This is a genomic window from Pseudomonas persica (assembly GCF_900291015.1).
Lineage (GTDB): Bacteria > Pseudomonadota > Gammaproteobacteria > Pseudomonadales > Pseudomonadaceae > Aquipseudomonas.
The window spans coordinates 83059-95521 of record NZ_OLKL01000006.1 but is presented as its reverse complement, the minus strand read 5'-3'; the positions used below and the strand labels follow the sequence as shown (position 1 = coordinate 95521).

General features: G+C 62.8%; 12 protein-coding genes. 6 read left to right on the top strand and 6 right to left on the bottom strand.

The window, feature by feature from the left end:
• Positions 1-236 precede the first annotated feature (236 nt).
• Positions 237-719, top strand: a complete 483-nt coding sequence (locus FQ664_RS01630; protein ID WP_063914464.1) for a glycine zipper domain-containing protein — start codon at positions 237-239, stop codon at positions 717-719.
• A 55-nt stretch (positions 720-774) separates the two neighbouring features.
• Here FQ664_RS01630 and FQ664_RS01625 read toward each other — a convergent pair whose 3' ends face one another.
• The 3 genes from FQ664_RS01625 to hslO form a co-directional block, all read right to left on the bottom strand.
• The gene (locus FQ664_RS01625; RefSeq protein WP_144170163.1) at positions 775-1215 is read right to left on the bottom strand and encodes an acyl-CoA thioesterase; all 441 of its coding nucleotides are present in this window, start codon (positions 1213-1215) and stop codon (positions 775-777) included.
• Between the two features lie 127 nt (positions 1216-1342).
• Entirely contained in the window at positions 1343-2884 is a 1542-nt protein-coding gene (locus FQ664_RS01620) for a phosphoenolpyruvate carboxykinase (protein ID WP_144170162.1), read from the bottom strand.
• Positions 2885-3063: 179 nt separating this feature from the next.
• A complete protein-coding gene (hslO, locus tag FQ664_RS01615; protein ID WP_144170161.1) occupies positions 3064-3963 on the bottom strand; it encodes an Hsp33 family molecular chaperone HslO in 900 nt (299 codons plus the stop codon).
• Between the two features lie 122 nt (positions 3964-4085).
• Between hslO and FQ664_RS01610 the strand changes: the two genes are divergently transcribed.
• On the top strand, positions 4086-4880 hold the full coding sequence (locus tag FQ664_RS01610; RefSeq protein WP_144170160.1) for a phosphatase PAP2 family protein: 795 nt from the start codon (positions 4086-4088) through the stop codon (positions 4878-4880).
• Positions 4881-5200: 320 nt separating this feature from the next.
• On the opposite strand, the gene FQ664_RS01605 is transcribed toward FQ664_RS01610, so the two are convergent.
• Complete coding sequence (locus tag FQ664_RS01605) at positions 5201-5602, bottom strand: RNA-binding S4 domain-containing protein (RefSeq protein ID WP_144170159.1); 402 nt, start codon at positions 5600-5602, stop codon at positions 5201-5203.
• A gap of 109 nt (positions 5603-5711) precedes the next feature.
• Between FQ664_RS01605 and rimB the strand changes: the two genes are divergently transcribed.
• Together rimB and rimK are read left to right on the top strand one after the other, a co-directional pair.
• The gene (rimB, locus tag FQ664_RS01600; RefSeq protein WP_041166351.1) at positions 5712-6194 is read left to right on the top strand and encodes a retropepsin-like aspartic endopeptidase RimB; all 483 of its coding nucleotides are present in this window, start codon (positions 5712-5714) and stop codon (positions 6192-6194) included.
• Positions 6191-7096: a 30S ribosomal protein S6--L-glutamate ligase gene (rimK, locus tag FQ664_RS01595; protein ID WP_015268602.1), complete on the top strand. Its 906-nt coding sequence runs from the start codon at positions 6191-6193 to the stop codon at positions 7094-7096. The genes rimB and rimK overlap by 4 nt, the downstream gene beginning before the upstream one ends.
• Before the next feature lie 113 nt (positions 7097-7209).
• Here the strand turns inward: rimK and FQ664_RS01590 are convergent, their stop codons facing one another.
• On the bottom strand, positions 7210-8523 hold the full coding sequence (locus FQ664_RS01590; protein WP_144170158.1) for an ATP-binding protein: 1314 nt from the start codon (positions 8521-8523) through the stop codon (positions 7210-7212).
• Positions 8524-8536: 13 nt separating this feature from the next.
• Positions 8537-9277 (bottom strand): osmolarity response regulator transcription factor OmpR, encoded by a 741-nt coding sequence (gene ompR, locus FQ664_RS01585; protein WP_012270052.1) that lies wholly within the window; start codon positions 9275-9277, stop codon positions 8537-8539.
• A 217-nt stretch (positions 9278-9494) separates the two neighbouring features.
• Here ompR and FQ664_RS01580 point away from each other — a divergent pair, with 217 nt between their 5' ends.
• Positions 9495-11819, top strand: a complete 2325-nt coding sequence (locus FQ664_RS01580; protein ID WP_144170157.1) for a Tex family protein — start codon at positions 9495-9497, stop codon at positions 11817-11819.
• Positions 11819-12202 carry a PaaI family thioesterase gene (locus tag FQ664_RS01575; protein WP_144170156.1) on the top strand — a complete coding sequence of 128 codons (384 nt, stop codon included), beginning with the start codon at positions 11819-11821 and terminating at the stop codon, positions 12200-12202. The genes FQ664_RS01580 and FQ664_RS01575 overlap by 1 nt, the downstream gene beginning before the upstream one ends.
• Positions 12203-12463 lie beyond the last annotated feature (261 nt).

The window sequence follows — 12463 nt, the reverse complement described above, 5'->3', positions numbered from 1 at the left end:
GCGGGTTCACCCGCGAAGAGGCCGAAAGCCCCACCGCCAAAAACGAAAAAAGCCCTGTTCCAATGTGGTTCAGGGCTTCGTCATAAAAGTCTCAGACAGCCAAAAAACGATAAAGTTTCACAATAAATACAGTAAGTTAGAGAATTGTGTACAAGTCGTGTTACTCGTCGGATTTCCGTTGCCAGAGCCGTTTGTTAGGCTCAAATTCGCCTCGTCATCCCTATGAGGCTCTCTTGATGAAGAAGTACTCCTCGATACTGTTGTTGTCTTTCAGCTTGCTCAGCGGCGTTGCCATGGCAGGCGGCACCACCGAGGCCGGCATTGGCGGCGCATTGGGTGGGGTACTGGGCTCTGTCGTGGGCCAGTCCATTGGTGGTAGCACAGGCGGCGCGATCGGCGCTGGCCTGGGCGGCGCAGCTGGCAGTGCAGTCGGTGCCAACAAGCACCAGCGTGGTGAGGCAGCCATCGGTGGCGCATTGGGCGCCGCAGGCGGCAACGTGGTCGGCCGCTCCATGGGCGGTACTACCGGTAGTTACATTGGCGCAGCAGCCGGCGGTGGCGCCGGTGGCGCACTGGGTAACTACATGGGCAAAGAGGCCGACAGAGACGACTACCACGATGGCCGTCGCTACCGTCGTGGCTACGATGATGACCGCCGTCACTGGGACCGTGGTCACCATTACGGCCACCGCAAGCACAAGCGCCACTGGCGCGACTAACGCCTGAGGGCTCTGCCCCGGCAACAACAGCCCCGCCCCTGCCAGCGGGGCTTTTTTATGCCTGCGATTCCAGCAGGATGCCAGACAGAATCACCTGCAGCGCCGCTGGCAGCGCCACAGGCCGGCCACTGGCGCGCTCGATGAACACCTGCACCACCGTGCCTGCGGCACACGCCTCCGGTTCCCCTGGGCGGAACAGCGCCAGGCGGTAGTCCACCGTGCTGCCCGCCAGGCGTGCTACCCCCAACCCCACCTCCAGCACATCCGGGAAGCCTGGCAGTGCGTAAAAGTCCGCCGCCGAACTGACCACGAAGGCCGCCAGCTCGCCATCACGCAGGTCCAGCTCGGCCTGTTCGACAAGGAACGCCTGGATGGCGGTTTCGAAGAAGCCGTGTACGGTGGCACCGGCGAGGTGGCCGTTCAGGTCGTTATCCTGGGGGCGGGTGAGGATGGGGTGGAAGTGGGAGAAAGCAGTGCGCTGAGGCGATTCGGTCATCTGGCAGGCTCTTGTCTTCACAATGGATGCTGATAGTGAAACAGAAATTGCGGATTTTGCCCGCACAGACAGCGGATAATAAAAAAGCCGCCCCTAGGGACGGCTTTCTGGTTGCGGCTGGTTCAGCTTACAGCTGTGGGCCAGCGGCCTTGATGGCGTCGGAAACTTCGAACTTCTTGAAGTTTTCGATGAACAGCTTGGCCAGGCCGTTGGCGGCCTCGTCGTAGGCAGCCTTGTCAGCCCAGTTGGTGCGTGGGTTGAGCAGCTCGGTATCCACGCCCGGAACGGCCTTCGGCACGTCCAGGTTGATGATGTCCAGGTGCTCGGTTTCGGCACCGACCAGCGCGCCGCTCTGGATCGCAGCGATCACGGCACGGGTGGTCGGGATGCTGAAGCGCTTGCCAACGCCGTAGCCTCCGCCGGTCCAGCCGGTGTTGACCAGGTACACCTTCGAGTCGAAGCCCTTGATACGCTTGATCAGCAGCTCGGCGTACTCGCCAGCCGGGCGCGGGAAGAACGGGGCGCCGAAGCAGGTGGAGAAGGTCGACTTGATGCCGCTACCCGAACCCATTTCGGTGGAACCGACCAGCGCGGTGTAACCGGACAGGAAGTGGTAGGCCGCCTGCTCGTTGTTCAGGATCGAAACCGGAGGCAGAACACCCGTCAGGTCGCAGGTCAGGAAGATGACTGCATTCGGCTCGCCGCCCAGGTTCGCTGCGGAACGCTTGGCAACGTGCTCCAGCGGGTAGGCCGCACGGCTGTTCTGGGTCAGGCTGACATCGGTGTAGTCGGCGTGCTTGTTGGCGTCGAGAACGACGTTTTCCAGCACGGCACCATGCTTGATGGCCTTCCAGATGACCGGCTCGTTCTTCTCGGACAAGTCGATGCACTTGGCGTAGCAACCGCCTTCGATGTTGAAGACCACGCCCTCGCCCCAGCCGTGCTCGTCGTCACCGATCAGGTAACGGCTTTCGTCGGCCGACAGGGTGGTCTTGCCGGTGCCGGACAGGCCGAAGAACAGGGTCACATCGCCTGCTTCGCCGATGTTGGCGGCGCAATGCATTGGCAGTACGTCGGCAGCCGGCAGCAGGAAGTTCTGCACCGAGAACATGGCTTTCTTCATTTCGCCGGCGTAGCGCATGCCAGCGATCAGCACCTTCTTCTGGGCGAAGTTGATGATCACGCAACCATCGGAGTTGGTGCCGTCACGCTCGGGCTCGCACACGAAGTTGGCGACGTTGAGGACCTGCCACTCGCCACGGCCAGCCGGGTTGTACTGTTCCGGGTTGATGAACAGGCAACGCCCGAACAGGTTCTGCCAGGCCGTCTGGGTGGTCATCTTCACCGGCAGGTAGTGCTCGGCGGCTGCCCCTACGTGGACGTAGGAAACGAAGTGATCCTGGGCGTTGTTGAACGCCTCGACGCGGTCCCACAGGGCATCGAACTTGTCGGCCGGGAACTTGCGGTTGATCGGGCCCCAGGCAATGGCGTCCTGGGTGGAAGGCTCTTCGACGATGAAACGGTCAGCCGGCGAACGGCCAGTACGGTGACCAGTCTCCACGACCAGTGCACCAGTATCGGCTAGTACGCCTTCACCGCGTTGCAGCGCTTCTTTTACCAGCTCATCGACGCTCAGGTCGGTGTACACGGTGTTGTTGGCTTGCGTCATGAGATACCCCATCCGGCCCGAGGCCGAGTGCTCCAAACGTTTTGTAGTTGTCTTGAAAAAACTACTACAGCGAAAAAAGTGGCCGGATTATGCCAGAAACGCCCAAAAAAAGTAGGCCCCTCCTGTCAGAACTGCGCTTTTGCGCAATTCGACAGGAGATTGTCCTGTGCTTAAACGTTTCAGTGACGAGTTTCTGAGGCTACGTCAGTGCCGCCACCGGCAAACAGTTGCGCGACGTCGTTGGCGTCGAAGAAATAGCGCTCGTTGCAGAACTGGCAATCGATCTCCACCTGCCCGCCGCATTCTTCCACCAGCGTCTTGGCGTCGTGCTCGCCCAAACTGACCAGCGCATTGCCGGAACGTTCGCGCGAGCAGCTGCAGTTGAAGCGCAGCGGCTGGATATCGAACAGGCGCACGGCGTCTTCGTGGTACAGGCGGTGCAGCAGGGTTTCGTTGCCTTCGGCCCATTCCTCGGGTTTGAGGGTCTTGGCCAGGGCCACTACGTGCTGCCAGCTATCCTCACGCTCTTCATCATCCGGCTGGCGATCACGCGGCAGCTGCTGCAGCAGCAGGCCACGGGCCTTGCCGCCTTCGGCATTGAGCCAGAAGCGCGTATTCAGCTGCTGCGACTGCACGAAGTAGTTGGTGAAGCATTCCGACAGGTCGGCGCCATCGAGGTCAACGGTACCCTGGTAGCGCTGGCCCTTGACCGGGTCGATGGTCAGGGTCAGATGGCCATCGGGCATCAGTTGCGACAGGCTGGCGCCGTCAGGGATCTGTTCGGCGTCATAGCGAGCCATGCCGCGGATATCGCGCTCGCCCGAGCACTCCACCATCAGCAGCGGGATCGGCCCTTGCGAACGCGCCTGCAGAATCAGTAGGCCGTCGAACTTCAGCGCCCCCACCAGCAAGGCGGTGGCGGCCATCAGCTCGCCGAGCAGTACCTGCACCGGCTGCGGGTACTCATGACGCGCCAGCACCGCGGCGTAGCTGTCATCGAGAGACACCCACTCGCCGCGCACATCGCGCTCGTCGAAGATGAAACGTTGGGTGAAATCGGTATCAGGCAAGTCGCTCATAGGTTTTGGCTATCTGAAAATGGTGACATAAATGGTTACAAGGGTTGTCGGAACACATGCGAGAACCCTGTGACAGAGCGCTCACAAGGCGCTCCGACTCCTGTTTGCAATAGAGGTATTTTATGGACAATCGACCACTGTTCCAAGCAAGGTGGTCCTGGGGGCCATTGGCAGCCTGTACGCTGCTTCCCATTGCTCTACTGTGTTTCTGGTTATGGCCCATTGGCCAGATCCTGTGCCTGACTTTCGACGAGTGGCTATTCCACAGCCTAAATGCGCCGCTAGCCGACAACACCATCTGGCGCTACATCTGGACCGTCGGCAGCCTGCGCCCGTTCGACATCGTCGTCGGCCTGATCCTTCTGGCAGTGCTTATCCGTGGCGACTGGGTGTTCAAGGCAACCCAGGTTCGCCAGGCATTTTTCGGCTTTCTGGTCACGCTAATCCTCTTAGTGGTGATTCGCGCGCTGTTTTCCAAGTGGGTGGATGCAGCCGGCTGGCAGCACAAGAGCCCGTCGATGATGTTCGACGAGGTGGTACACCTCAGCGACTACTACCCGAACCTGGAGGCGGCCTGGGAGCTCAAGGACCGTTCCAGCAAGAGTTTCCCGGGGGACCATGCCTCGGTGCTGCTGATCTGGGCGCTGTTCATGAGCGTGTTCAGCCGCCGCCTGATGCAGTACCTGGTGGTCTGGGGGCTGGCGGTGCTGTTCATGTTGCCGCGGCTGGTGGCCGGGGCGCACTGGGGGCAGGATGACTATATCGGCGGGTTGCTGATGGCGGTGCTGGCGTTGGGCTGGAGCTGCTATACGCCGCTGGCGGCCATGGGTAGCGAAGCGTTGATACGCTGGCCGGCGCCGCTGTTCAACCTGCTGGGCAAATTACCACTGATCGGACGGCTGGCCGTCACCCGTTAGGGCCATGGGGCTGCTGCGCAGCCCATCGCCGGCAAGCCAGCTCCCACAGGGATCGCACACGTTTCAGGGCTTGCGCATTACCTGTGGGAGATGGGCCCAGCCCTTTGGGCTGCGCTGTCGCATAGAGAACTGAATTCGCAAGCGGTCCGTGCATCCTGTGGGAGCGGCTTTAGCCGCGAAGAATCCAACGCGGTGCATGGCACCGGCTGCGCCGGTGTTCGCGGCTAAAGCCGCTCCCACAGGGCCCCTGCTAATTCAACGAGTTATGTGCAGTTCTATGAGAGCTGGCTTGCCGGCGATGGGCCGCAAAGCGGCACCGGCTATTCAAAGCTCCCATGCAGCTGGTGAATCTGCCGCCGCTGCTTCTTGTTCGGCCGGCCATCGGTAGTCACGCCCATCGCCCCCGCCTTGCGCATTTCGGCCGCTTGTTCACGCCGGCGCACACTCTCTTCGGTTTCTTCATACAGCGTCTGCGCCTCTGGCGCCCCACGCCGCACCACGGACAGCGCCTTCACCACTACGGTACGTTCATCGAACCCGGTGCGCAGCACAAACTCGTCACCCACCCGCGGTTCCTTGCCCGGCTTGCAGCGCTCGCCCCGGCAATGCACCTTGCCGCTTTCAATCGCCGCCTTGGCCAGCGCACGGGTCTTGTAGAAGCGTGCCGCCCATAGCCATTTGTCCAGGCGGACCTTGTCGTCGTCTTCGGCTTTTTGTGCCATCCCGTTACCTCGAACACTGTGTTTCATCGAACTGTACTACCGTAACGATCGGATGCAAAAAATCCCCGCCGTGCTTACAGTTCAACACCTCAGCAGCAGGGTGCGCTTCGTGAAGACATTTGACCATTTGACTGTAATCGGCCTGCGCGAGTGGGTCGCCCTGCCCGACCTTGGTGTGGCCGGGCTGCGCGCCAAGATCGACACCGGCGCCAGTACCTCCAGCCTGCACGCCACCGAGGTGGAACCGTTCGAGCGCGACGGCCAGCCCTGGGTCCGCTTCACCGCACACCTGGGCTCGGTGGTGCAGTTGCGCCACCGTCGCTGCGAGGCACCGCTGGTGACCATGAAAACCATCAAGAGCTCCAACGGCCAGGCCCAGACCCGCTATGTCATCCGTACGTCACTGGCCCTGGGCGATGGTGTGTGGGAGGTAGAATTCACCCTGGCCTGCCGCAAGAACATGCGTTATCGCCTGTTGCTGGGTTCCAAGGCCCTGATCCATGGTCAGTTGGTGGTCAACCCTGGCCTGAAGTACGTCCAAGACAAACCGGCCTTTCCGGCCACCCTCTCCCCTGTCACAGGTGCTGCATGAAGATCGCTGTGCTGTCGCGCAATCCGCGTCTGTATTCCACCCGCCGCCTGGTCGAAGCCGGTACCCAGCGGGGCCACGAAATGGTGGTGATCGATACCCTGCGGGCCTACATGAACATTGCCAGCCACAAGCCGCAGATCCACTATCGCGGCAAGCCGCTGGAAGGCTTCGACGCGGTGATCCCGCGCATTGGTGCCTCGGTAACTTTCTATGGCTGCGCGGTGCTGCGCCAGTTCGAGATGATGGGCGTATATCCGCTCAACGAGTCGGTAGCGATTGCCCGCTCCCGTGACAAATTGCGTTCGCTGCAACTGCTGTCGCGGCGCGGCATCGGCCTGCCGATTACCGGCTTCGCCCACTCGCCGGACGACATCCCCGACCTGATCCAGATGGTCAACGGCGCCCCGCTGGTGATCAAGGTGCTGGAAGGTACCCAAGGCATCGGCGTGGTGCTGTGCGAAACCACCAAGGCCGCCGAATCGGTGATCGAGGCATTCATGGGCCTGAAGCAGAACATCATGGTGCAGGAATACATCAAGGAAGCGGGTGGCGCGGACATCCGCTGCTTCGTGGTCGGCGACAAGGTGATTGCCTCGATGAAGCGCCAGGCCAAGCCAGGGGAATTCCGCTCCAACTTGCACCGCGGCGGGGTGGCCAGCCTGATCAAGATCACCCCGGAAGAACGCATGACCGCCATACGCGCGGCCAAGGTGATGGGGTTGAGTGTGGCGGGTGTGGATATCCTGCGTTCCAACCATGGGCCGCTGGTAATGGAGGTGAACTCGTCGCCGGGGCTGGAAGGCATTGAAGTGACCACCGGCAAGAACGTGGCCGGGATGATCATCGAGCATCTGGAGAAGAATGGCGGGCCTAATCAGACCCGGACCAAAGGGAAAGGTTGATTCAAGCCTGTTCCGGCCTATTCGCGGCTAAAGCCGCTCCCACAGGATCACCGCAGCCCACAGGCCTGTGCAACCTGTGGGAGCGGCTTTAGCCGCGAAGAGGCCGGTAAAGCTCACACAGCATTACGTGGCAACAACAGCCCCAACGGCAACCTTACCCGCGCCTCGATCCCACCACCGGAGCGGTTGCGCAATTCCACATTCCCACCATGCTGCGCCGCGATCCGCTTGACGATCGCCAACCCCAGCCCGGTGCCCTTGCCCCCGCGCGCCCGGTCGCCCCGAATGAACGGGTTGAAGATGGTCTCCAGCTCCGACTCGTCGATCCCCGTCCCGCGGTCCAGCACGCTCAGCACCACATACGGCGCACTCTCGTCGCCCGACACGTAGGCGGCCACCTCGACCCCCTTGCCGGCATGGTGCAGGGCATTGCCGATCAGGTTGCCCAGCATGCGCTTGAGCGAAACCCGGCGTAGCGGGAACGGTGGGATCGGCTCCAGGCACAGCCGCACCCGTTCTTCCGGCTGGTTGTACGGCGCCACCACCTCGCGCACCAGGTCGGCAAGGTCGACCTCCTCCACCGGCTCGTCCCGGCCATCGCGGATAAAGGCCAGGAACTGGTCGAGGATCGCGTCCATGTCCTCGATATCGCGAACCATGTCGTCACTCAGTTCGTTGTCGCTGTTCAACAACGACAGCGACAGGCGCAGGCGCGTCAGCGGTGTTCGCAGGTCGTGGGAAACCCCGGCCAGCATCAGCTCGCGCTCACGCCCGGCCTGTTCGACATCCTCGGCCATCTGGTTGAAGGCCTTGTACACCTCGGTCATCTCGCTGGGCGTATCGCTGATCGGCAGGCGCACACTGCGCCCCTGGCCCAGCTGACGGGCAGCGAATACCAGGCGTTTGAGCGGCTGGTTCAGCTGGCGCACGAAGATCCACGCCGAGGCGGTGGACAACAGCCCGATGGCCAGGAACCAGCCCAGCACGTTCCAGATCTTCTGCCCACGCAGCGGGTGCGGGTACAGCGGTACCTTCAACCAGCCTGGGCCCAGGCTTGGCGCGTTGACCCACAACGCCGGTGGCGCATGAATACGCAGCCGCACCTCGGTGTCTTCGCCCAGCTCGGCCTGCATCTGCCGCTGGTAGATTTCGCTGTAGGGCCAGTGCTGCTCGCCTTCGGGCACACCCGAGCCGGTCACGCGGATAAGGCCTGCCGCCTCAGCGATTCTGTCGCGGTTTTCTTCATCGGCAGCCCAATAGGCGCGCAAGGTCAGCGCCACACCGTGGCTGTACTGACGGTCGACCAGCACGTCCTCGTTCATCAACAGGTAGACCAGGGTCAAGGCCTTGGAGAACAGGACGACGATCAGCACCAGCCATAGGGTGCGGGCGAAGAAACTTTGCGGAAACCAGAGCGGTGTTTTCATCGACGGCGCGGCATCATTTACCGGCGTTTCCGTCCGGCACGAACACATAGCCCACGCCCCAGACGGTCTGGATATAACGCGGCTTGGACGGGTCCGGTTCGATCATGCGGCGCAGGCGCGAAATCTGCACGTCGATGGAGCGCTCCAGCGCATCCCATTCGCGGCCCCGGGCCAGGTTCATCAGCTTGTCGCGGGTCAGCGGCTCGCGGGCGTGCATCACCAGCGCCTTGAGCACGGCGAACTCGCCGGTGGTGAGCATGTGCACTTCGTCGCCACGCTTGAGTTCGCGGGTGGCCAGCGACAGCTCGTAGTCGCCGAAGGTGACCGACTCGTCTTCGCTACCAGGCGCACCCGGCACGCTCGGTGCCTGGCGGCGCAGCACGGCCTTGACCCGGGCCATCAGCTCGTCCGGGTTGAACGGCTTGCCGAGGTAGTCGTCGGCGCCCAGCTCCAGGCCCTTGATACGGCTGAGCTCGTCACCCTTGGCGGTAAGCATGATGATCGGGATCTGGTTGTTCTGCTGACGCAGGCGCTTGCACGCCGACAGGCCATCCTCGCCAGGCAGCATCAGGTCGAGCACCACCAGGTTGAACACCTCACGCTGCAGCAGGCGGTCCATCTGCTCGGTGTTGGGCACTGCGCGGGCACGGTAGCCCTTGCTGGTGAAGAAACGTTCCAGCAGGCTGCTCAGCCCCGGGTCGTCATCGACGATGAGAATCTTGTCACCTTCAGCGGTGTTTGGCGTGCCGGTCATGAATAACTCCTCTGATATCGCCGCGCATTATGGCGTAGCCATTGCTGCACGTTGCGTGAGCATTGTTAGCAGATTTTTCCCCCGGCGCCAGTTCCGGCTGGCCGGGCGCCATCACCGCAAGCCGTTTGCGATGGGTATAATGCGCGGCTTTCATCCAGCGCCGCCGGGCGACAGGCCCACAGGCGACCCCCGTATTCACAAATGTCAGGTGGTTTACATGGACAGCATCAACAGCCGTATCGCCGAGGAACTGGGCGTACGCCCCCAGCAGGTCGAGGCGGCCGTGGGCCTGTTGGACGAAGGCTCGACCGTGCCCTTCATCGCCCGTTACCGCAAGGAAGTGACCGGTAGCCTGGACGATACCCAGCTGCGCCATCTGGAAGAGCGCCTGCGCTACTTGCGCGAACTCGACGAGCGCCGCGCCAGCATCCTGGCCAGCATCGAGGAACAGGGCAAGCTGACCCCGGGACTGGCCCGTGAGATCAAGCTGGCCGACACCAAGACCCGCCTCGAAGACCTGTACCTGCCGTACAAGCAGAAGCGCCGTACCAAGGGCCAGATCGCCCTGGAAGCCGGCCTCGGCGAGCTGGCCGACGGCCTGTTCAACAACCCCGACCTGGCCCCGGAAAGCGAAGCCGCGCGCTTCGTCAACGCCGACAAAGGCGTGGCCGACGTCAAGGCCGCACTGGAAGGCGCCAAGTACATCCTGATGGAGCGCTTCGCCGAAGACGCCGCCCTGCTCGACAAACTGCGCAGCTTCCTCAAGCAGGAGTCGGTGCTCAGCGCCCGCGTCGTACCTGGCAAGGAAGAAGAAGGCGCCAAGTTCCGCGACTACTTCGCCCATGACGAACTGCTGCGCAACGCCCCGTCGCACCGCGCCCTGGCAATTTTCCGCGGGCGTAATGAAGGCGTGCTGAGCGCCTCGCTGAAAGTCGGCGAAGAACTGCCCGGCACCCTGCACCCGTGCGAGCTGATGATCGGCAACCATGTTGGCATCGAGAACCGCAACCGCCCGGCCGACAAGTGGCTCGGCGAAGTGGTGCGCTGGACCTGGAAGGTCAAGCTTTACACCCACCTGGAAACCGACCTGTTCGGCGAGCTGCGCGACAACGCCGAAGGCGAGGCGATCAACGTGTTCGCCCACAACCTGCACGACCTGCTGCTGGCCGCCCCGGCCGGCCCGCGCGCCACCCTGGGCTTCGACCCGGGCCTGCGTACCGGCTGCAAGATCGCCGTGGTCGATGCCACCGGCAAGCTGCTGGACCACACCACGGTCTACCCGCACGCGCCGAAGAACGACTGGGACCGCACCATTTCCATCATGGCCGCGCTGTGCGCCAAGCACTCGGTGGAGCTGATCGCCATCGGCAACGGCACCGCCAGCCGCGAAAGCGACAAGCTGGTGACAGAGCTGGTCAAAAAGTACCCAGCGCTGAAGATCACCAAAGTCATGGTTTCCGAGGCTGGCGCTTCGGTGTATTCCGCATCGGAACTGGCCGCCCGCGAGTTCCCGGACCTGGACGTGTCGATCCGTGGCGCCGTGTCGATTGCCCGCCGCCTGCAGGACCCGCTGGCGGAGCTGGTGAAGATCGACCCGAAATCCATCGGTGTCGGCCAGTACCAACACGACGTGTCCCAGCTGAAACTGGCGCGGGGCCTGGACGCCGTGGTCGAGGACTGCGTGAACGCCGTGGGTGTGGACGTCAACACCGCCTCGGTGGCGCTGCTGACGCGCATCTCCGGCCTCAACGCCACCCTGGCGCAGAACATCGTCGCCCACCGCGATGCCAACGGCCCGTTCGCTACCCGCGCGGCGCTGAAAAAGGTCAGCCGCCTGGGTGAAAAAACCTTCGAACAGGCCGCAGGCTTCCTGCGCGTGATGAACGGCGACAACCCGCTGGACGCCTCCGCAGTGCACCCTGAGGCCTACCCGCTGGTACAGCGCATTGCCGCCGACACCCACCGCGACATCCGCTCGCTGATCGGCGACAGCAGTTTCCTCAAGCGCCTGGACCCGAAACAGTTCACCGACGAAACCTTCGGCCTGCCCACCGTCACCGACATCCTGCAGGAACTGGACAAGCCTGGCCGCGACCCACGCCCCGAGTTCAAGACCGCCACCTTCCAGGACGGCGTCGAAGACCTCAAGGACCTGGAACCGGGCATGATCCTCGAAGGCGTGGTGACCAACGTCACCAACTTCGGTGCCTTCGTCGACATCGGCGTGCACCAGGACGGCCTGGTGCACATCTCGGCGCTGTCGGAAAAGTTCGTCAAGGACCCGCGTGAAGCGGTCAAGGCCGGCGACGTGGTCAAGGTCAAGGTCATGGAAGTGGACATCCCGCGCAAGCGCGTCGGCCTGTCCATGCGCATGAGCGACACCCCGGGCGAGAAGGTCGACGGCAACCGCGGTGGTAACCGTGGCAATGGCGGCAACCGCCAGCAGCAGGCGCCGCGTCAGCGCGAAACCGCCACTGCCGCCCCGGCCAACAACGCCATGGCTGCCCTGTTCGCCAACGCCAAGCAGCTGAAGAAGAAGTGATGGACGTACCACGCGAGTACGTCGAAAGCGCCTTCAGCCAGCTGCTCGGCTGCCGCCTGCAACGCCTGGAAACAGGTGTTGCCGGGGTAGCCCTGGCGCTCGAGCCACACTTGCGCAACCGTGGCCAGAAGCTGCACGGCGGAGCGATCTTCAGCCTGGTGGACATCGCCATGGGCCTGGCCTGCTCGTCCAGCCATGGCTTTGACCAGCAAAGCGTCACCATCGAGTGCAAGATCAACTACATGCGCGCCGTCAGTGACGGCGAGGTACTGTGCACCGCCCGTGTGCTGCACGCCGGGCGGCGCACCCTGGTGGTCGACGCCGACGTAGTTCAGGGCGACAAGCTGGTGGCGAAAGCGCAAGGAACCTTCGCGGTTCTCTAGCTCACCAAGCAGTATCTGCGGTATTTTCGGCAACAACCGGGGCCGCTTCGTGCCCCATCGCCGGCAAGCCGGGCTCCCACAGGTAATACACAAGCCTGAATATTCAGGATTACCTGTGGGAGCCCGGCTTGCCGGCGATGGGCTGCGAAGCGGCCCCCGAAGTCGGCGCTGCGCAATGCCGGAACCGCGTAAACCAGGCGACAACGCCAGTTCCTTTTCCCACTACCCTTGTAGACCGTCTTTTCTACCCCCATATTGGGG

Bases quoted from the DNA above. Each gene is read 5' to 3' on its own strand.
- FQ664_RS01630 (WP_063914464.1), top strand. From the start codon at position 237: ATGAAGAAGTACTCCTCGATACTGTTGTTGTCTTTCAGCTTGCTCAGC.
- FQ664_RS01625 (WP_144170163.1), bottom strand. From the start codon at position 1,215: ATGACCGAATCGCCTCAGCGCACTGCTTTCTCCCACTTCCACCCCATC.
- FQ664_RS01620 (WP_144170162.1), bottom strand. From the start codon at position 2,884: ATGACGCAAGCCAACAACACCGTGTACACCGACCTGAGCGTCGATGAG.
- hslO (WP_144170161.1), bottom strand. From the start codon at position 3,963: ATGAGCGACTTGCCTGATACCGATTTCACCCAACGTTTCATCTTCGAC.
- FQ664_RS01610 (WP_144170160.1), top strand. From the start codon at position 4,086: ATGGACAATCGACCACTGTTCCAAGCAAGGTGGTCCTGGGGGCCATTG.
- FQ664_RS01605 (WP_144170159.1), bottom strand. From the start codon at position 5,602: ATGGCACAAAAAGCCGAAGACGACGACAAGGTCCGCCTGGACAAATGG.
- rimK (WP_015268602.1), top strand. From the start codon at position 6,191: ATGAAGATCGCTGTGCTGTCGCGCAATCCGCGTCTGTATTCCACCCGC.
- FQ664_RS01590 (WP_144170158.1), bottom strand. From the start codon at position 8,523: ATGAAAACACCGCTCTGGTTTCCGCAAAGTTTCTTCGCCCGCACCCTA.
- ompR (WP_012270052.1), bottom strand. From the start codon at position 9,277: ATGACCGGCACGCCAAACACCGCTGAAGGTGACAAGATTCTCATCGTC.
- FQ664_RS01580 (WP_144170157.1), top strand. From the start codon at position 9,495: ATGGACAGCATCAACAGCCGTATCGCCGAGGAACTGGGCGTACGCCCC.
- FQ664_RS01575 (WP_144170156.1), top strand. From the start codon at position 11,819: ATGGACGTACCACGCGAGTACGTCGAAAGCGCCTTCAGCCAGCTGCTC.